Here is an 18,723-nt window from a genome sequence, read left to right on the forward strand (position 1 = left end):
AGAGAGGAAGTAAGAGAATGAAAAAAGTTAGATTAGGTATCGTTGGTTTAGGGGCACAAGGTGGAGCATACGCTGGGTTTATTGCAGAAGGAAGAGTTCCAAACATGGAAATAGGAGCAATTTGTGATATCGATCCAGAAAAGAAAGCAGTCGCTGCAGAAAAGTACCCAAATGTACCATTTTATGAAGATTATATTGAAATGATGGAAAGTGGAAATGTAGATGCAATTGTAACGACAGTTCCACATTACCTTCACCCAGAGATGACCATTGAGGCACTTAAAAGAGATATACATGCATTAGCAGAAAAACCAGCAGGTGTTTATACTAAACAGGTAAAAGAAATGAACGAATTTGCTGCAACTAAACCTGAATTAACATTTGCAATTATGTTCAATCAACGTACAAACGAGCTATACAAAAAGGTGAAAGAAATTATCGATAATGGAGAAATTGGTGATATTCGCCGTACGAACTGGATTATCACAACTTGGTGGAGACCACAAGGCTATTATGATCAAAGTGAATGGAGAGCAACTTGGGAAGGCGAAGGTGGGGGTGTCCTAGTTAACCAAGCTCCGCATCAATTAGACTTACTTCAATGGATTTGCGGTATGCCGAAAAAGGTTTACTCTAATGTAAAATATGGCTTCCAAAGAAATATTGCGGTTGAAGATGAAGTAACAGCTTTACTTGATTATGGAAATGGAGCTACTGGGGTATTTGTAACATGTACACATGATATCGTAGGTACAGATCGCTTTGAAATTTTAGGGGACAAAGGAAAAATCGTCGTTGATGACAGTAAGAAGGTAACGATTAAACGTCTTCAAAGACCTGAAAGTGAAATGAGTAACAGCATGAGCATGCAAGATGTTATGAAAATTTTTATGGGTCAAAGTGACGATACTATTTACACTGAAGAAGTAATAGAGTTCGAAAGTGTTTGGGGTGCACAGCATAGCTCAGTTTTAGAAAACTTTGCAGCAAATATTTTAGACGGAACTCCACTTATTGCCCCAGGTTCTGATGGAATCAACGGTGTAGCATTAGCGAATGCGATTCACTTATCAAGTTTCCTTGGAAAAGAAGTAGAAATTCCAGTTGATGAAGAGGTTTATTTAGCAGAATTAAATAAGCGCATTGAAGAAGAAAAACAGAATCCTATTAAATAATACTTAAACGAAACGGCATAAGTTTCGTATATAGTTTCAGATGTCTAGCTCCTGGCGCCATCGTCTCGAGGTCATAGGTCAATCGCTTCTGAAGGCAAATGCGCCTTCTGTCAGCGCTTGCCTTATGCTTGACGCCGATAATCGGGTGCCTTGCGCTTTTCTTATAATCTTCACTCTTAGAGGAGGAAGGATATCGTGCTTAAAGTAGCAGTTGTTGGCTTAGGAGATATTTCTAAGATTCATATCCCTGCCATTCAAGACAGTGCAAAGTCAGAATTAGTGGCAGTCTGTGATACGAATGAAGACCTTCGTAACACTGTAGAAAATGTGAATTTTTATACAGATTTAGAAGATATGCTTGAAAAAGAAGAGTTAGACTGTGTACATGTTTGCTTGCCGCATCATCTTCACTACTCTATTACAAAGACTATAGTAGAGAAGGGTGTCAATGTCTTTTTAGAAAAGCCATTAGCAAGAAGTGCAGAGGAAGGTATGTTTCTTGTGGATTTGGAGGAACAACATAAGGATGTAAAAATATGTGTTAGTCTCCAAAACCGACTTAATGAGACATTTATAAAGCTAAAGGAAATCGTGGATAGTGGGGAATTAGGTAGTGTTACAGGGATTAAAGGTCTTGTTACGTGGTTCCGTCCAAAATCCTACTACGATGTAAAACCTTGGCGCGGTATTATGAAGTTGGCTGGAGGGGGAGTTATGATTAATCAGTCAATTCATACACTTGATTTAATGCAACTAATTGGCGGAGAAATTGATACAATTCGTGGTTCGATCGATCAATTATTGGATTATGGCTACGAGGTCGAGGATACAGCTGTCGCCAATATTAAATTTAAAAATGGTGCAACAGGGCTGTTCTTTGCTACAACAACATATGCAACCAATTCTTCTGTTGAATTTCAAGTTATCCTTGAAAAAGGTAAATTAACGATAAAAGATAGTGTTCTTTCTATTACAAATAGTGAAGGTGTTAAAGAAAGACTTATTGAGGACTCAAAGCTACCAGGAAGTAAGTTTTACTATGGAGCTAGTCATGATACGTTAATTAACAAATTCTATGACGCAATTATTAACGATACACAAGATTATATACATGTTGAAGAGGCTCAAAGATCAATGGAGATGATTAGTGCGATTAGAAGATCTTCAGAGGTAAAAATTCCAATTCAAATGGAGGTATACAAATGAAAACTGGTAAAATTGGCGTTCAAATGATGATGCTCAAGAAGAAGGTAGAAGAAATTGGTGTTTATGAAACAATGAAAAAACTTCATGACCTTGGATTCGGAGCTGTGGAAGTTTCTCAAATTCCAATGACAGAAGAAAATGTAGCAGAACTAAAAAGAGCAAGTAAAGATTTTAATATAAAAATTGCTGCTTTATCTGCAGCTTTAGAACCAATGTTCGAAAATGCACCAGGTGAGGCTTTATCAACGCATTTCGATAAAATTGTAAATGATTGCAAAACATTAGACTGTAACTTCGTTCGTATTGGTATGCTGCCTTTTACAGTTATGGGTGACAAAGAAAAGATTATGAGCTTTATCGATCGAGCAGAAGCAATGGCACATCGTTTAGCTGAGCATGGAATTGAACTATACTATCACACACATCATGTTGAATTCGAGAAATATGATGGGGTATATTTATTAGACCTTATTAAACAAAACACAACAAAATTAGGCTTTGAATTGGATGTACACTGGATTCAACGTGCTGGTGAAAACCCGGTTAAGATTATTGAACAATATAAAGATCGTATCTCATTGCTTCACTTAAAAGACTATCGAATCACTAAATTTGAATTTAATCCAGAAGATATGAAGGATATGGCAGGATTCATGAACAAGTTCTCTAACATCATTCAATTTGCCGAGCTTGGAGAAGGAAACATGGATATGGCAGCTATGATAGAAGCAGGTCATAAGAGTGGAGTACAATACTACCTTATTGAACAAGATGATACGTATGGTCGCGATCCGTTCGAATGTCTTGAAGTATCTGCTAATCACTTAAGAAAAATTGGGTATGCTGACTGGTTTTAAATGGAAAAGCGTAAGGAGCCCGTCTATCGGCGACAAGCATAAGACGAGCGCTGACAGAAGGTGCTTTTTACCTTCCGAAGCGATTGGCTTATGACCTCGAACCGATGGCGCCTGGAGCTAGACATCGAAAACTATTTAAATATAAGCAAGCACCTGGTCCGTATTTTAGGTGCTTGCATTTTTGCTATCTAAACAATAGGAGTGATCGTACATGAGTAAAGATGGAATGAACTATGCACCAAAGGGAAAACCGAATCCTGTCGTAAAAGAGGGAGAGTTTTGCATTGCAGCTGTAGCTCTTGACCATGGACATATCAATGGTATGTGTAATGGTTTAGTTGAATCAGGTGCAACCTTAAAATGGGTTTATGATCCAGATCCAGAAAAAGTAGCGAGCTTTATTGAAGCTTTCCCAGGAGTAAAGCAAGCAGAGTCACTGGAGCAAGTTTTAGAGGATGAAGAAATTAAACTTGTTGCAGCTGCTGCAATTCCAAATAAACGAAGTGAATTAGGGATAAAAGTAATGGAGGCTGGAAAAGATTACTTTACTGATAAGACTCCGTTTACTACTCTCGAACAATTAGAGGAAACAAAGCAAGTAGTAGAGAGAACTGGCCAAAAATACATGGTGTACTTCAGTGAAAGACTGCATGTAGAAGGTGCTGTATTTGCTGGTGATTTGATTAAGCAAGGTGCAATCGGAAGAGTTATTCAAATAACGGGATTTGGTCCACATCGCCTTAAAGCAGACACTCGTCCTGATTGGTTCTTTAATAAGGAACAATATGGTGGCATCCTATGTGATATCGGTAGCCATCAAATTGAACAGTTCTTATATTACACAGGAAACAAGGATGCAACAGTACTTCATAGTAAAGTGGGGAATTATAACAACCCTGAGTACCCAGAATTAGAAGACTATGGAGATGCAACACTTGTTGGTGAAAATGGTGCAACTTTCATATTCAAGGTAGATTGGTTCACGCCAGATGGTTTACGAACTTGGGGTGACGGACGTACTTTCATAACAGGAACTGAAGGTACGATTGAAATACGTAAGTATATTGATGTAGCAAAAGACGAATCTGGGGATCATCTGTTTTTAGTAAACAAAGATGGTGAGAAACACTATGAATTACGAGGAGAAGTTGGCTTTCCTTTCTTCGGACAATTCATTCTGGATTGTGTGAATCGAACTGAAAACGCGATGACACAGGAGCATGCATTTAAGGCTGCTGAGTTATGCCTAAAGGCTCAAGATCAAGCGATTGTTGTTTCAAAATAATAGTGTAGCTGGTTAAACTGAAAGGTGGTTTAACCAGTTTTTTTGCTTGTTATTTGTTGGATAAACACTAGTCATAAACGAATTTGAAGAGTATATCTACGTCTACTTACATTCATTCATAGCTACTAATTAATTTATCTCCCATACAAACTAATTATTGGATAAAGATTAATTTAATGGTAATAGCCAAGCAATATAATAGTTTCTTATGTCGATTTATAATCAATATTATTCAACGTTTGTAGTATTTTGTAGAAAAAAGAGAAAGTTTTATAAAAAAGACTTGTATATAAAAGCGGTTTCATATAATATAAGTCCATAAGGTTAATTTGTTGGCCAAACAAATTATATATAGCACACAAATGAAAGCTCTGATATGTAAACGTTTAAACTAAAACAAAAGTATAACAATTTATAAAATAGAACAGTTTATGTAAGCGGTTGAACCGCTGAGGAGGGTTTATTCATGACAACAGGAGCTGTAAATAATCAACAATACAACAAAGCAAAACTATGGGAAATTGGTTTCTTTGCCTTAAATAATACCGCAACAAATCTGTATATGTTCATTTTAACATTTGTTTCGTATTACGCAGCTGGAGTAGCAGGTATTGCTGTAGTTGTCGTAAGTACAATCCTAATGAGTATGAGAATTTTTGACGGTATCACTGATCCAATTGTAGGATTCCTTGTAGATAAGACTGAAGGTAGGTTCGGAAAATTCCGACCATTCATGGTTATAGGAAATATCATCTTAGCTATTTCAGTGCTTGTGTTATACAACGTAACACATTTAGTTCCAGAATCTTTTAGACTAGTATTCTTTATTCTAATCTATGCAATTCATATTATCGGGTATACATGTCAAACTTCCATTACAAAAGCAGCACAAACAGTATTAACAAACGATCCTAAACAACGTCCTTTATTTGCAGTATTTGATGGCGTTTACAATACTTTACTTTTTACTGGTGGACAAGTATACGTTGCTTCTTATTTAATCAAAAAACATGGCGATTTCAATATGGGCCTATTTACTGAGTTAAACACATTAGCTATGATTCTTGCAGGTGTATTTACAGTATTAGCTGTTATTGGATTATCAAGCAAAGATAAGAAAGAATACTTTGGACTGGCTGAAGAAACTGTTCAAACGAAGTTCCGTGATTTCTGGCCACTTCTTAAGGACAATAAACCATTGCTAAAATTGATTACAGCTGTAACCGTTGACAAATTAGCGTTTTCACTTCTTCGTCATGCAGTAGTAGTTGTTATGTTATTTGGAATCTTAATTGGAGACTATGGATTAAGTGGTACAATCTCAATGATTACGATTATCCCAACATTATTAATAACTTTCTGGGCAGTAGGAATGGCTAGAAAAACGGGTATGAAAAAAGCTTTCTTATTCTCAACGTGGATCGCACTAGGTACGTTTATCGCATTAGTAGGAATGTTCCTGTTTATGGATACTTCAACAATGTCAATGAGCAATCTTGGATTCGCAACAATCTTGTTCATCGTGTTATATACAATGGCGTTGGGCTTTGGACAAGTACCATCAACTTTAGTAAACCCAATGATCGCAGATGTATCTGATTACGAAACAAGTAAGTCTGGTAGATATGTGCCAGGAATGATTGGAACATTGTTTTCTTTCATTGATAAATTAATTACATCTCTAGCACCAGCAATTGTTGGTTTTGCAGTAGCTATAATTGGATTTAAAGATGCTTTCCCATCAGTAACAGACACATTAACACCGGAATTGAAAGCTGTGACAATTATCTTAGCATTTGGTATTCCAGCTCTAGCTTTAGTAATATCAGGTCTAATCATGAGCCGTTATGAACTAGGTAAAGAAAAAATGGAAGAAATTCAAGAAACGATTGCTAAGAAAAAATCTAAGCATGGTGTTGCAGAAGAAAAAATTGCAAACTAAAAGACATATTCTATGAATACGTAAAGGTAGCAAACATCCCACAGGAAGTTCTGTGGGATGTTTTATTACTTAAAGTAATAAACACAATGCCATAACCGTTCCGACACTACTAAACAAGAAGGCAAACCCTATATTCCATAAGGTCACCTTATAGGAGTTAACATGTAATAAATCACCAGTAATCGAGACAGACACATTAAAAGGACCAGCAATTGTTGTTGATAACGCTGATGTAATCATTACAAGACTTAGGGATAGTGGATTAACAATATGTAAGATAGGTTCGACAATTGCAATCAATATACTTAACGTTACCAACGGATGAAACCCAGTTAGCGCAAGACCAAGGAATAAGACTTGAATAAACAAGAATAAGAAAACAGGGTAATGAGATAACTGTGTTAAAGGCTCTTGCAGATAATCAATAAAACGTGAATCCCCTAAAGTGCTTGTAAAAAAGCCAACCCCCAAAAATAAAACCATATTATTCTTCAAACCAATTGTACGAGTTTTCCAGAGGGGAATTGAAAACGCCACATATGATTTTAATCTTCTAATGGAGATTGCCCATAAAAACGAAAATGGAACAATAACGAAAGCAATGGTTTGTAAAAAGCCACTATTCAAAAAGTGATTTACACTTAAGATCACGACCATAAATAAAATCAGAAAAAAAATAAGTGAAAATACTTTTTGTTTCATTCGTTGGGTTAACACATTCCCTTGATCATGTTTTTCGGATTCTTTTAAGTCAAATTTTTTAAAGGATATAAAGCCTATCAACCAATTTAAAACAATCATGATGAATGTAAAAAGAAGTAACCACGGCAAGACTTTTAGATATGGTAAATGTGTGTATTCAACTGTTAATATAACCAACAATTCCATTGGTGAGATTACAATACTAAATAAATATCCTCTCAACATGGCTTGAGCGATAAATTTATTTCGAAGATTCTCGGTAATATGGGTTATGTTTTTTTGTATAACTGCTTTCACGAGAGGGAGAGTTGCAAGGTTTAGAAATCCTCCTAATAAGAAGGTTACTATAGATGTTCTTCCGTATAACTGCCCCATATGGGAAATCCGAACCTTTAATAGTTTACTAACCTGCATGTCATAACGACCAACAATGATAATCGAATTAATAAAAGGAAGTACATAAAAAATTGCTAATAATGGAATCATGGATATCGTATACTTTGGTAACTCAGTAATTGACTTTCCTTCTATGAAAAAAACGAAAACACCAGTGAAAACAAACATAATACTGATGATCCTGAATAACAAAGAAGACCCTTTAATAGAAAAAAGCCACGCAAGAATGGCGATAATACCCAAACAAGACGTAAGCAGGGAGGAATCAACTACTAAACTTAAAAAATACAATAAAAAAAGTAAACTATATAAAAATATCATGACAAAACTCCTTGGTATATTTGCCCCAGATTTTGAAATGGATTGTAGGTCAATGGCATTTGCCGGAGGCTACCTTTATTCAGTGGAAGACCTATCCTCGTTTGTGAAATAGGAGCTTCTGGAATAAAGTAAAGAAGGCTAGAAATTTATACTAGCCAATGTTACGTGTAAATCCTTGCTCGAGCACAAGAGACTCGTTCATGAATTTGAGGAGTTAATTGTTTAGATATCGGTGTCGTTTCTTTGGATTGTATTATGGTAAGAAGAGTTCTAACCATGGAAGTTCCAATTTCATCTATCGGGACACCAATACTTGTTAATGGAATTTCAAGATTTCCCATTTGTGGAATGTTGTCATAACTGATTACAGAAATATCTTTTGGAATGTTGAATCCTGCTTCTCGTAATGCACGAATAATTCCTGCACTAATATCGTAACTTGATCCGATAATTGCACTAGGTCTTTTAGTAGAATTCAGCAACTTTTTCGTTGCTATGTAACCATCATACCAATCTAACCCAGCTGTGTTAACTAAACTTTCGCTAGTTATAGGTAGGTTGTAACGATTCAAAGCATTTTTTATTCCATAATATTTTTCAATTTGTCTGTCATCAATTGGAGAAAAATCACCTAAATACGCAATACTTCTATGACCAAGTTGATATAAATATTCAACAGCCATTTCCATGGACAGTTGATGATTCACATCGATGATTGTATGTTTTTTATTTCTTCCAACCCCATACGTTACTAGCGGAATCGAGACAGTATCCAAAATACTATGGTTATGCTCATCAAAGACAATTACCCCGTCTACCTGAAAGCGCTTAAACATTTCGAGAGACTCCTCAATAGGGTTGATTGATAATATCATAGAATAGCCGTGTACTCGGATTTCTTCATTGACCTTAGAAACTAAAGTAGAGGGTGCAACGCGTTCTAATGTTGGCCATATTAGCCCAATTACTTTTGATTGCTTGGAAACAAGTTGCTGTGCTGCAAAATTTGGTTCATAACCAAGTTCCTTAGCAATTTTACAGATTTTTTCCTTTGTTTCAGGTCTCACCAATGGACTATTGTTTAATGCTTTAGAGACTGTTGAATAACTTACACCTGCTACCTGAGCGATATCCTTAATCGTTATATTCATGGAAGTCACCTTTATTATTTATAATGGGTTTTGGATAATTATACCATGTTGCTAGATTAGAAAGAATTATTAGAAAAAAATAACAACGTTATTATTATTTAGAGCTAAAAAAATATCTAAAACATAAAAATAAAATATATATTTAGTATTTTCACAGGTTTATCCCTTAATGTCAACGTTTTCATAGTTGATTTATCAAGGTTTTACAAATAATACTTGAAAACTAGTAAAGTTTATTTTATGATGTAGAAGAAATAACAACGTTGTTATTTTAGTTTTGAAGTCTATAATCATATAAATTTTTTAAAAAGAGATGAAAGCGATTACCTTCGTTTTCTGATTTTTTTCATAAAAAATGAAAGCGTTTCATTAAAAATGATTGATTTTATAGACTTTTAAAACAATAAAAATTAGAAATATAGGGGGAACGTTTTATGAAGAAGAAAGGCTTAGCAGTTCTATCTATGTCCTTTATGTTAGCTGGCTTATTAGCAGCTTGTGGCGGAGGCGATAATGAAGCTAATGGTAATGGCGGAGGCGATGGAGATGCAAAAGATCCTATCGTGTTAAAACTAGCAGACAATCAACCTGAAGACTATCCAACTGTTGTAGGAGATAAAGAATTTGCGAAATTAGTAGAAGAAAAAACAGATGGCCAAGTTAAGGTTGAAGTATATGCTGGCGGTCAGCTGGGTGACGAAAAGAGCGTAATTGAGCAGGTTCAATTAGGAACAATCGACCTAGCACGTGTTAATGCAAGTCCACTTGCTGAATTCTCTAAAGACCTAGGTGTTCTTTCAATGCCTTACCTATTTAGAGATGCAGATCATATGTGGAATACACTTAATGGTGAAGTTGGGGAAGATTTACTAGCTGGTATGGAAGAAGCGAATATGAGAGGTCTTGTATTCTATGATTCTGGTAGCCGTAACTTCTATAACTCTAAACATCCAGTAGAAACGCCTGACGATCTAAAAGGTTTAAAGATTCGTGTTCAGCAATCTGCACTAGTAGTAGACATGGTTGAATCACTAGGTGCATCAGCAACTCCAATGGCATATGAAGAAGTGTATTCTGGACTTCAAACTGGAGTTATCGACGGTGCTGAAAACAACTATCCAAGCTACTATTCAGTAAACCACTTTGAAGTAGCTAAATATTTAACATTAGATGCTCACTCACGTGTTCCAGAAATTCTAATGATTTCTTCAAAGGTATGGAATGATTTAAGCGAAGAACACCAAACAGCAATCAAGGAAGCTGCAATGGAATCACAACAAGCTCAAAAAGATTCTTGGGCTGATCTAGAGAACGAAGCAAAAGAAAAAGTTGAAGCTGCAGGAAATGAAGTAGTTGAAATTACTGATACAGCACCATGGCGTGAAGCTGTTCAACCAGTTTACGATAAGCATGGTAAAGCATTTAGCGAATGGATTGAAAAAATCGAAGCAGTAGAATAAAAACAAATTACTAGGACAAGTTGAAGTACAAATGGCAGTCATCCCTCCTTCAGGATTTATGTATAATGTCTTGTCGGAGGGCTGCCTCATAATTTTTGAAAGAAAGAATGATTTGTATTCTATGATTCTTTTCATAAAAACAGTTTACAAGTTAAAAAGGTAATGAAAAGCTTCGTTATTTTTTTAACGGATTCAGAAAGAATAATGCAACTTTTGCTTTGCTTTTCTTCTGAGTCCCGACAATCATCGAGTGTTCTTCTAAGGAGGCTAGTAAAATGGAACAGTTTAAAAAAATCAAAAGTATGTTTAATAATGGAATTGACAATCTGACTGCTTTTTTCATTGCGGTAATGTCCCTTATTGTAGCTGGAACAGTTTTTACAAGATATTTTTTCACCTATACTCCAAGATGGTCAACGGAGGTAGCTATGCTATTACTAGTGTGGGTAAGCTTCATCGGAATTGCTGTTGGTTTCAGAGATAAGCTTCATATTGGCGTAGGAGCATTAGTTGCGATATTTCCAGAAAAGTTACAAACATTATGTGACATTATCGCAAAAATACTAGTTATTATTGTTGCAATTATTTTTATTATCTATGGATTTAGATTTACATCACTTATGTCAACCTCCACAATGGCAGGAACTGGGTGGCCACAAAGTGTTTTATATGCTGCAATACCCGTTTCAGGTATCTTAATGCTTTTCTATGGTATTGAATTATTATTTAAAAAGGGTATGCACCAAGAATGGGACGATCAGATAGAGGAGTGAGATTAAAATGGAAGTATTAATATTATTAGGAAGCTTTGTTCTTCTCTTACTTATACGCGTTCCTGTTGCACTAAGCTTAGTAGTGTCATCATTTCTAACAGGAATTTATATGGATATTGATTTAGCAGCACTTGTACAACGTATGGTAGGTGGACTTAATTCATTCTCGCTCCTAGCGATTCCATTCTTTATTTTAGCAGGAGAAATTATGAATGAAGGCGGAATATCAAGACGCTTAATTAACTTAGCGAACGTTATGATCGGAAAAGTCCGTGGTGGACTTGCAATGGTTAACGTTTTGGCAAGTACATTCTTCGGCGGGATTTCTGGTTCTGCAGTTGCAGACGTATCGTCAATTGGATCAGTATTAATTCCGATGATGAAAAAAGCAAAATATGATGCTGACTATGCAGTAAACGTAACTGTATCCAGTGCCGCACAAGGGGTTATGATTCCACCAAGTCATAACATGATTATTTATTCAACTGCAGCAGGTGGGGTTTCAGTTGGTGCGTTATTTATGGGTGGAATTGTACCTGGTATTTTACTAGGATTAATTCTAATGGTTGTAACTTATTTAATCGCGGTTAAACGTAATTATCCTAAAGGTGAACCAGTTAAACGTGAAGAAATTCCAAAAATCGTTCGAGAAGGTTTATTAGGTCTTCTGACAGCAGTAATTATTATCGGTGGTATCATAAGTGGTATCTTTACAGCTACTGAATCAGCTGCAATAGGTGTTGTATATGCATTCATTATCACATTCTTTGTATATCGAGATATTCCACTATCAAGAATGCGTATTATTTTAGTAAGAACTTCTAAAACGTTATCAATGGTACTTTTCCTTATTGCTGCTTCATCAGCATTTGGATGGTTATTAGCATTATTAAGAGTACCAGCAATGGTTACTGAAGGGCTTCTTGCGTTTTCACCAAATGACATCGTTACATTATTGATTATCAACTTAATTTTATTAGTTCTGGGTATGTTTATGGACATGGCTCCACTTATCTTAATTGCAACTCCAATTCTATTACCTGTTGCAACAGCAGCTGGTATGGATCCAGTGCAGTTTGGTGTAGTGCTTATCCTAAACCTTGCGATTGGCTTAATTACACCTCCAGTAGGAACCTGTCTATTTGTAGGTTGTGCAATCGGCCAAATACCGATAGAGAAAACAGTAAAAGGGATGCTTCCTTTCTACGCAGCGATGATTGTAACATTACTACTAGTTACATTCGTACCGCAGTTTTCTCTCTTCCTACCAGATCTACTAATAGAATAGAGAAATGGGGTGTCTATCTTAGATACCCCTTTACCATTAATAGTCAAGTAACAACTTCCAATTATGGTTGTAACTACCAATTTATTGGGTTACTATAAAATAAAAAAAGCAGGGGGAATAAAAGTGAAAAAGTTTATGGATGAAACATTTTTATTATCTAATGACACAGCAGTGGCTCTGTACAATAATTTTGCAAAAGATATGCCTATTATTGATTATCACTGCCATCTAAGTCCAAAAGAAATCTATGAAAATAAGACATTTAAAAATATCACAGAAGCATGGCTATATGGTGATCACTATAAATGGAGAGCATTGAGAGCAAATGGTATTGATGAAGAGTTGATTACAGGTGATGCATCTGATTATGATAAATTTGTTGCTTGGGCAAAAACTGTGCCACTGACAATTGGAAATCCATTATTCAACTGGACTCATTTAGAACTTCAACGCTTTTTTGATGTTCACGACATCTTAAATGAAAAATCAGCACCAGCAATCTGGGAAAAAGTAAATAGCCAGCTTACTGGTGAAGGATTTGGGGCTAGAGATTTAATCGTAAAATCTAATGTAGAAGTAGTTTGTACGACAGATGATCCAACTGATTCCCTTGAATACCACAAGCTTATTGCTGAAGATGCAAGCTTTGACGTTAAGGTATTACCAAGTTTCCGTCCTGACAAAGGTTTAGAAATTAATCAAGATGGATATGTTCAGTGGGTGAATAAACTAAGTGAAGTGGCTGATGTTGAAATCTCAAACTATGATGATTTCTTAAAAGCAATCGAGGCTAGAATTGAATTCTTCCATTCTCTTGGTGGACGAGTATCTGACCATGCACTAAATACAATGATGTTTGAAGTAGCAACAAAAGAAGAAGCTGCAGCAGCATTTGAAAAAGGGATTAAAGGTGAAAAGGTATCTCTTGAAGAAGAGAAAAAGTATAAATCCTATACATTAGTTTTCTTAGGAAAAGAATATGCGAAACGCGATTGGGCGATGCAATTACATATTCATGCATTGCGTAATAACAACTCTAGAATGTTTGGTAAACTCGGACCTGATACTGGTTACGACAGCATCAATGATGGAGAATTAGCAAGACCATTAAATCAGTTTCTTGATGCACTAGAAAGTGAAGATGCACTTCCAAAGACAATTCTTTACTCATTAAACCCTAATGACAATTATATCCTTGGAACAACAATTGGAAACTTCCAAGGTGGAGGTAAACCAGGAAAGATCCAATTTGGAACTGCTTGGTGGTTTAATGATCAAAAAGAAGGAATGCTAGATCAAATGAAAGCATTAGCTAACCTTGGGTTATTTAGCCGTTTCATTGGAATGCTAACTGATTCTAGAAGCTTCCTATCTTATACAAGACATGAGTACTTCAGACGCCTCGTATGTAATTTAATTGGTGAATGGGTAGAAGATGGAGAAGTGCCTTATGACATGGATTTACTAGGAGATGTCGTAAAAGGAATCTGCTATCAAAATGCGAAGGAATACTTTGAATTTTAATAAATAGAAGTGGGCTATCCATAAGTCGAATTCGGCAAATGGATGGCCTTTTTTGTGTGAATTGTTAGGAGAAATTACCGATACATCGATGTTGAGAATCCTATAACACTTCATGGAATAGTGAAATTGCAATTACGAAATCGTTAAAATCATATGAAAAGAGGGTAGACAGGAAAAGCAGAATCGGATTGGGACTACCAAGCTTTCTATGCAGAAAAGAACAAAGATTGGTATACTAGCGATAATGAAAGTTGAAACGAAAGGAAAGATCTAGATGGATAAACAACATCCACCCAATCATGAACACATTGATGATCAAATGATAAAACTCGAAGTGAATCTTGATAACATGTCCGGTGAATGGTTAGGTTATGTTATGGACTTATTATTTGATGCAGGGGCGAATGATGTATATTACACTCCTATTTATATGAAAAAAAACCGTCCGGCTGTTCTTTTACAGCTACTTTGCTCACAAAGTAAGCTCGATAAAATAAAGAGAATCCTTTTTGCAGAGACGACAACACTTGGGTTACGGTATTATCCCTTAGTTGTCCATCGACTAGAACGAACTTTCACAGAGGTAATGACTTCGTGGGGGAAGGTTACGGTTAAGGAAGGGCTTTTTGAAGGAGAAACTGTCCAAAAATCTCCTGAATACGAAGATTGTAGGATTATTGCCGAAGCGCATGGCATCCCATTGAAGAAAGTATACGAAGAGGTTTGGAAGGAATACAATAAAAAGGATTGATAAAAAGTAATTCTCTACGATTTATTTCGCTAGCAGACCAAATACTGTCACTATTTTGGAAATACTGTCACTATCTTGGAAATACTGTCACTATCTCAGAAATACTGTCACTATCTCAGAAATACTGTCACTATCTCAGAAATACTGTCACTAGCCGGTAAACTAAAAAAACCCACTGAAGCCAGTGGGTTACATATCATTCAGTTCCATCTGTATATATTTTTTTGTACTCGGGCCATATATTCCATCATCTGCAAGTGCAGCATACATGGATTGAAACCTACGTACGGCATCCTCTGTTAAAGGACCATAGCTACCGTCTACAAATTTTGGATCAAAATGAATATGCTTTAGCGCACGCTGTATCATACGAACCTCTTCACCTTTGTCTCCTCTACCCCAAACTCCATCAGGAAGTGGAAACTCATCATCGGCAGAATTGGTTTGTCTAAGCACTTCCTGTAGTTTGTTTAAGGTGCTTTGACCGACTAACCCATCCACAGTCAATCCGTATCGTTTTTGGAAACGCATCACAGCATTTTCCGTTTGAGGACCAAAACTTCCATCTGCGCCATAGCGCGGTAATGCAAAGCCAGCCTCTATTAGATCTTGTTGCACTTCCTTTACAAATGGACCTTTGTCACCTCTACGTAGCGGGAGCCTCGTTGAAACACCAGCTACAACCGGTTTAGGATTGGGAGTAGGCACCCCTTTGAAATCACGGTTAAAAGATTCCTGAACATCATTTATAAACTCTTCCCAAGAAATTCCTCTAGGGCGCAATGCATTTTGTGGGTCCGATCTTCTTGCGGGATCCAAGGTACTATGGGCAACAATATGTCTCTTAGGATCTAAATTGTATTGATCACATAAATAGGCGTGATACCAGACATATCGGTTATATGCCTCTTGAAAATTAATTTTTCCCCCATGACATAGCTCCACGCCAATTGCGGCATCATTCGCATCATCACCAAACCTCTGGTTGTCGGTTGAGATATTATAGCGAACATGCCACGCTTTTTCATTTAGCGGGATTATTTCCAGTATATATTTATCATCAATAAATGTATGTGCCGAAGCATTTGGTTGAGAGCGGTCAAAATAGTTCCGGTTACCATATGCTGTTGAACCAGGATTGCCTGTATCATGACTCACAATAAAACGTACCTTTGCTATCTTTTGACCTGAACGAGAATTTCCAAAACGAATATAATCTCTTGTAATTGGATACTCCATGTCATTCACCTCCATGAATTATGAGTATAAGCAATCAATTCATTTTATGCGTTACATCTTTGTTACGTGTTAAAAATATGCTTACGTCAATTGGAGGTGGGGAGGAGACCTTAATAAAAAGTAAAAACCGAAGGATATTTCCCTTCGGTTTGGATTACATGTTACTTATTTCTTTTTCCGCTTCTTTGCTCTTGCATCAGCTGCATTGGAGCGTGCTAGAGCCTCTAAATCATCCTGGTCAGCGAGTTCACGTGAAAATTCAACATCGCGACCATCAGATTTCATGTTCTTAGGTAAGCTTGCGTTGTTTTTATCACGAGTTTTCTGGCCTTTTGCTTTGCCCATTAGTATACACCACCCCTGAAAGAATGGAGAGGTTGTAGTTACAACCTACTCACTTATAGGATGACCTTGATTTTTCTCTTCTATGTAAAATTAGTGACGTGCTTGCTTCCTTGTATACCCACCAGCTTGATCAGCCATTTTAAAATCCCTAGAATATGAAACCTCTTGCATACTACTTAGCGTACTTTTCGATTTGTTATCGCGCTTTTTTTCTTTTGCCATTTTAGTTTCCTCACTTTCTAAGTAATGTATTATTATTTTGTCCATTCCAAAAAAATCCAAACAAAAAAAGTTAGATTAAGCCTAACTGAAAAAATCCAACAAAATAATTTGAAAATTTTTTAAATAAAGTTATTGATTTTTAAAACATTTAAATGATCCAAAAAAAAGACCACTTTATATGATTTTTGATGGGGCATACAATGCGTTGCTCTTCACTGGTGGGCAAATTTATGTATCAAGCTATTTAATTGCAAAATACAGTGACTTTACACTTCCGTTATTCATTGAACTCGTTGCAACCATTATTATTCTTTCGGGAGTTCTAACAGTGTTAGCAATTATAGGAATTTCTAAAAAGGATAAAAAAGAGTATTACGGTTTAGGTGAGGATACAGTTGAAACATCATCTATTCGTGAATACTGGCAAGTAATTAAAGGAAATCGTCAATTACAGTTACTTACACTTTCTGCTTCAACGGATAAGCTGGCAACATCATTAATGAGAGAATCAGTAGTAACAGTAATGCTATTTGGAATATTACTTGGAGATTATGCGTTAAGTGGTACGATTAGTGCTGTAATCTTAATTCCAGGGTTATTGGTTACCTTCTTTGTCACATGGTTAGCAAGAAAAGCTGGTTTGAGAAAAGCGTATTTAATTTCTGCATATGCAGGTATGTTTGCACTACTAGCATTCTTCCCGTTTTTTATGTTGTTAGATGATCCAACTACTGCAATTTCTATGGAATCAATTGGATTTGTAGCAATCATGTTCATGGTGTTACGAATTGTTTCTCAGTCATTTGGGGGAGCTCCTACAACTCTAGTAGTTCCGATGATTGCTGATGTGTCAGACTATGAAACTGCTAAATCTGGTCGCTATGTTGCAGGTATGTTTGGTACTATTTTCTCATTTGTTGATCAATTAGTATCTTCGCTTGCACCAGTAATTGTTGGTTTAGTGGTAGCATCAATTGGCTTCAAAGATGCATTCCCAACTGTAAATGATGCGTTAACAACACCTCTATTTGTAGCAACATTAGTTTTAGCGTTTGGCGTGCCGGCATTATGCTTATTAATTTCCATTATCACCATGCACTTCTATAAACTAGATAGAAAGACTATGGAAGATGTTCAAGCGAAAATTAATGAGGTTAAAACAAAGGGGAAAAATAATAATGTAGCGATCTAATGAAAAGGCTTACCTTCTTATAAGTTCGCTAGTAGCACAGACTAGGTCATGGTTTGTGCTACTATTTTTTTTTGTTTATTGAGATATAAAAAAGCAAGTTGAAAAAACAACTTGCTTTTGCTTAATAGATTTATAATCGTTCTTATAATTATGCTTCTTTTAATTGTTCTTCTTCTGTTACATGTCCAACACGCATTGTGTGGAGTGTATATAAATCTTTCGAAACTTCAAATAAATTATAGACGTCTCCATTCGCATTTAGCTGGTCAAGTAATGCTTTTCTTGTTTCATTTGCGAATGTTACGAATGGTAGCTTTTGAACTGCCTTTGCCGAGCGAACATTTACCTTTTTTACTCTCATAAAGATTGTTTCAATCCCTAACTCATAAAAGAGTTCCGTAAAGAACGCATCCTTGGCCGCTTGGTTGTAACCTTTTCCATGATATGGTTTGCCGAGCCAAGTACCAAGAAAACCTGCGTTGTCTTGGATATCGAATAAATTAATTGTGCCGATTGGAGAGCCCCATTCATCTAAGATGGTACGTGAAATCAATTCACCACGCTCTTCTGACTCAATCGTTTGCTTGGTTAAAAACATAAACTCTTCATACGAATTTGCCTTTTGACGCACAAATGGGAAGACATCCGGGTGCACCATTAAGTCGTAAAGAGCTTGACTATCTTGAAGTTCACGCTTTTTAAGCATCAGTTTCCCCTCCAAAGAGGACAGACCGGTAGTAATCGATCCACCCTCGAAATTTTTTGTAATGTAAAAAAATTTCGGGGTGGGAATCGAACCCACTAGAACCAGAAAACTGGTGGCGCACCATTTGCCTTCCCTAAAAATAACCAATCTGTAATTGGCCAAATTTTAGTTTTTCTATATGTTGTTTT

The 18,723-nt window shown here is 36.2% G+C and carries 18 protein-coding genes and 1 pseudogene; 12 read left to right on the top strand and 7 right to left on the bottom strand.

What is annotated here, in order from left to right:
• Positions 1 to 17 precede the first annotated feature (17 nt).
• From ACWNMY_RS14930 to ACWNMY_RS14950, 5 genes are all read left to right on the top strand, one after another.
• On the top strand, positions 18 to 1,175 hold the full coding sequence (locus ACWNMY_RS14930; protein WP_449539059.1) for a Gfo/Idh/MocA family protein: 1,158 nt from the start codon (positions 18 to 20) through the stop codon (positions 1,173 to 1,175).
• 195 nt (positions 1,176 to 1,370) lie between these two features.
• Positions 1,371 to 2,381, top strand: a complete 1,011-nt coding sequence (locus ACWNMY_RS14935; protein WP_449539060.1) for a Gfo/Idh/MocA family protein — start codon at positions 1,371 to 1,373, stop codon at positions 2,379 to 2,381.
• Positions 2,378 to 3,238 (top strand): sugar phosphate isomerase/epimerase family protein, encoded by an 861-nt coding sequence (locus tag ACWNMY_RS14940; RefSeq protein ID WP_449539061.1) that lies wholly within the window; start codon positions 2,378 to 2,380, stop codon positions 3,236 to 3,238. The genes ACWNMY_RS14935 and ACWNMY_RS14940 overlap by 4 nt, the downstream gene beginning before the upstream one ends.
• 211 nt (positions 3,239 to 3,449) lie before the next feature.
• Positions 3,450 to 4,523, top strand: coding sequence for a Gfo/Idh/MocA family protein (locus tag ACWNMY_RS14945; RefSeq protein WP_449539062.1), 1,074 nt, complete (start codon positions 3,450 to 3,452; stop codon positions 4,521 to 4,523).
• 466 nt (positions 4,524 to 4,989) lie between these two features.
• Complete coding sequence (locus ACWNMY_RS14950) at positions 4,990 to 6,465, top strand: MFS transporter (RefSeq protein ID WP_449539063.1); 1,476 nt, start codon at positions 4,990 to 4,992, stop codon at positions 6,463 to 6,465.
• 69 nt (positions 6,466 to 6,534) lie between these two features.
• On the opposite strand, the gene ACWNMY_RS14955 is transcribed toward ACWNMY_RS14950, so the two are convergent.
• Complete coding sequence (locus tag ACWNMY_RS14955; protein ID WP_449539064.1) at positions 6,535 to 7,731, bottom strand: hypothetical protein; 1,197 nt, start codon at positions 7,729 to 7,731, stop codon at positions 6,535 to 6,537.
• Here ACWNMY_RS14955 and ACWNMY_RS14960 point away from each other — a divergent pair.
• Complete coding sequence (locus ACWNMY_RS14960; RefSeq protein WP_449539065.1) at positions 7,718 to 7,996, top strand: hypothetical protein; 279 nt, start codon at positions 7,718 to 7,720, stop codon at positions 7,994 to 7,996. The two genes, ACWNMY_RS14955 and ACWNMY_RS14960, sit on opposite strands and share 14 nt — an antisense overlap.
• A 49-nt stretch (positions 7,997 to 8,045) precedes the next feature.
• Here the strand turns inward: ACWNMY_RS14960 and ACWNMY_RS14965 are convergent, their stop codons facing one another.
• Complete coding sequence (locus tag ACWNMY_RS14965; protein WP_449539066.1) at positions 8,046 to 9,035, bottom strand: LacI family DNA-binding transcriptional regulator; 990 nt, start codon at positions 9,033 to 9,035, stop codon at positions 8,046 to 8,048.
• 434 nt (positions 9,036 to 9,469) lie between these two features.
• Between ACWNMY_RS14965 and ACWNMY_RS14970 the strand changes: the two genes are divergently transcribed.
• From ACWNMY_RS14970 to larC, 5 genes are all read left to right on the top strand, one after another.
• Positions 9,470 to 10,495, top strand: coding sequence for a TRAP transporter substrate-binding protein (locus ACWNMY_RS14970; protein WP_449539067.1), 1,026 nt, complete (start codon positions 9,470 to 9,472; stop codon positions 10,493 to 10,495).
• A gap of 275 nt (positions 10,496 to 10,770) precedes the next feature.
• Complete coding sequence (locus ACWNMY_RS14975) at positions 10,771 to 11,268, top strand: TRAP transporter small permease (RefSeq protein WP_449539068.1); 498 nt, start codon at positions 10,771 to 10,773, stop codon at positions 11,266 to 11,268.
• Between the two features lie 7 nt (positions 11,269 to 11,275).
• Complete coding sequence (locus tag ACWNMY_RS14980) at positions 11,276 to 12,556, top strand: TRAP transporter large permease (protein WP_449539069.1); 1,281 nt, start codon at positions 11,276 to 11,278, stop codon at positions 12,554 to 12,556.
• 135 nt (positions 12,557 to 12,691) lie between these two features.
• Positions 12,692 to 14,080: a glucuronate isomerase gene (gene uxaC, locus ACWNMY_RS14985; RefSeq protein WP_449539137.1), complete on the top strand. Its 1,389-nt coding sequence runs from the start codon at positions 12,692 to 12,694 to the stop codon at positions 14,078 to 14,080.
• Positions 14,081 to 14,354: 274 nt separating this feature from the next.
• A complete protein-coding gene (gene larC, locus ACWNMY_RS14990; protein WP_449539070.1) occupies positions 14,355 to 14,831 on the top strand; it encodes a nickel insertion protein in 477 nt (158 codons plus the stop codon).
• Between the two features lie 189 nt (positions 14,832 to 15,020).
• On the opposite strand, the gene ACWNMY_RS14995 is transcribed toward larC, so the two are convergent.
• The 4 genes and pseudogenes from ACWNMY_RS14995 to ACWNMY_RS15010 form a co-directional block, all read right to left on the bottom strand.
• Positions 15,021 to 15,539, bottom strand: coding sequence for a peptidoglycan-binding domain-containing protein (locus ACWNMY_RS14995; RefSeq protein ID WP_449539138.1), 519 nt, complete (start codon positions 15,537 to 15,539; stop codon positions 15,021 to 15,023).
• Between the two features lie 18 nt (positions 15,540 to 15,557).
• A pseudogene (locus tag ACWNMY_RS15000) lies at positions 15,558 to 16,070 on the bottom strand (peptidoglycan recognition protein family protein); the annotation flags it as partial.
• Between the two features lie 165 nt (positions 16,071 to 16,235).
• Positions 16,236 to 16,415: a YfhD family protein gene (locus ACWNMY_RS15005; RefSeq protein ID WP_449539071.1), complete on the bottom strand. Its 180-nt coding sequence runs from the start codon at positions 16,413 to 16,415 to the stop codon at positions 16,236 to 16,238.
• A gap of 90 nt (positions 16,416 to 16,505) precedes the next feature.
• A complete protein-coding gene (locus ACWNMY_RS15010; protein WP_449539072.1) occupies positions 16,506 to 16,637 on the bottom strand; it encodes a YfhE family protein in 132 nt (43 codons plus the stop codon).
• Between the two features lie 178 nt (positions 16,638 to 16,815).
• Here ACWNMY_RS15010 and ACWNMY_RS15015 point away from each other — a divergent pair, with 178 nt between their 5' ends.
• Entirely contained in the window at positions 16,816 to 17,829 is a 1,014-nt protein-coding gene (locus ACWNMY_RS15015) for an MFS transporter (RefSeq protein WP_449539073.1), read from the top strand.
• A gap of 148 nt (positions 17,830 to 17,977) precedes the next feature.
• On the opposite strand, the gene ACWNMY_RS15020 is transcribed toward ACWNMY_RS15015, so the two are convergent.
• On the bottom strand, positions 17,978 to 18,535 hold the full coding sequence (locus ACWNMY_RS15020) for a GNAT family N-acetyltransferase (protein WP_449539074.1): 558 nt from the start codon (positions 18,533 to 18,535) through the stop codon (positions 17,978 to 17,980).
• Positions 18,536 to 18,723 lie beyond the last annotated feature (188 nt).

The sequence above is a fragment of the Ferdinandcohnia sp. Marseille-Q9671 genome (genome assembly GCF_976954385.1).

Excerpts from the sequence above, each read along its gene's own strand:
- ACWNMY_RS14980 (WP_449539069.1), top strand. The coding sequence starts at position 11,276 with ATGGAAGTATTAATATTATTAGGAAGCTTTGTTCTTCTCTTACTTATA.
- ACWNMY_RS14975 (WP_449539068.1), top strand. The coding sequence starts at position 10,771 with ATGGAACAGTTTAAAAAAATCAAAAGTATGTTTAATAATGGAATTGAC.
- ACWNMY_RS14940 (WP_449539061.1), top strand. The coding sequence starts at position 2,378 with ATGAAAACTGGTAAAATTGGCGTTCAAATGATGATGCTCAAGAAGAAG.
- ACWNMY_RS15015 (WP_449539073.1), top strand. The coding sequence starts at position 16,816 with ATGATTTTTGATGGGGCATACAATGCGTTGCTCTTCACTGGTGGGCAA.
- larC (WP_449539070.1), top strand. The coding sequence starts at position 14,355 with ATGGATAAACAACATCCACCCAATCATGAACACATTGATGATCAAATG.
- ACWNMY_RS15005 (WP_449539071.1), bottom strand. The coding sequence starts at position 16,415 with ATGGGCAAAGCAAAAGGCCAGAAAACTCGTGATAAAAACAACGCAAGC.
- ACWNMY_RS15010 (WP_449539072.1), bottom strand. The coding sequence starts at position 16,637 with ATGGCAAAAGAAAAAAAGCGCGATAACAAATCGAAAAGTACGCTAAGT.
- ACWNMY_RS14970 (WP_449539067.1), top strand. The coding sequence starts at position 9,470 with ATGAAGAAGAAAGGCTTAGCAGTTCTATCTATGTCCTTTATGTTAGCT.
- ACWNMY_RS15020 (WP_449539074.1), bottom strand. The coding sequence starts at position 18,535 with ATGCTTAAAAAGCGTGAACTTCAAGATAGTCAAGCTCTTTACGACTTA.
- ACWNMY_RS14950 (WP_449539063.1), top strand. The coding sequence starts at position 4,990 with ATGACAACAGGAGCTGTAAATAATCAACAATACAACAAAGCAAAACTA.
- uxaC (WP_449539137.1), top strand. The coding sequence starts at position 12,692 with ATGGATGAAACATTTTTATTATCTAATGACACAGCAGTGGCTCTGTAC.
- ACWNMY_RS14930 (WP_449539059.1), top strand. The coding sequence starts at position 18 with ATGAAAAAAGTTAGATTAGGTATCGTTGGTTTAGGGGCACAAGGTGGA.
- ACWNMY_RS14965 (WP_449539066.1), bottom strand. The coding sequence starts at position 9,035 with ATGAATATAACGATTAAGGATATCGCTCAGGTAGCAGGTGTAAGTTAT.
- ACWNMY_RS14945 (WP_449539062.1), top strand. The coding sequence starts at position 3,450 with ATGAGTAAAGATGGAATGAACTATGCACCAAAGGGAAAACCGAATCCT.
- ACWNMY_RS14955 (WP_449539064.1), bottom strand. The coding sequence starts at position 7,731 with ATGTTTGTTTTCACTGGTGTTTTCGTTTTTTTCATAGAAGGAAAGTCA.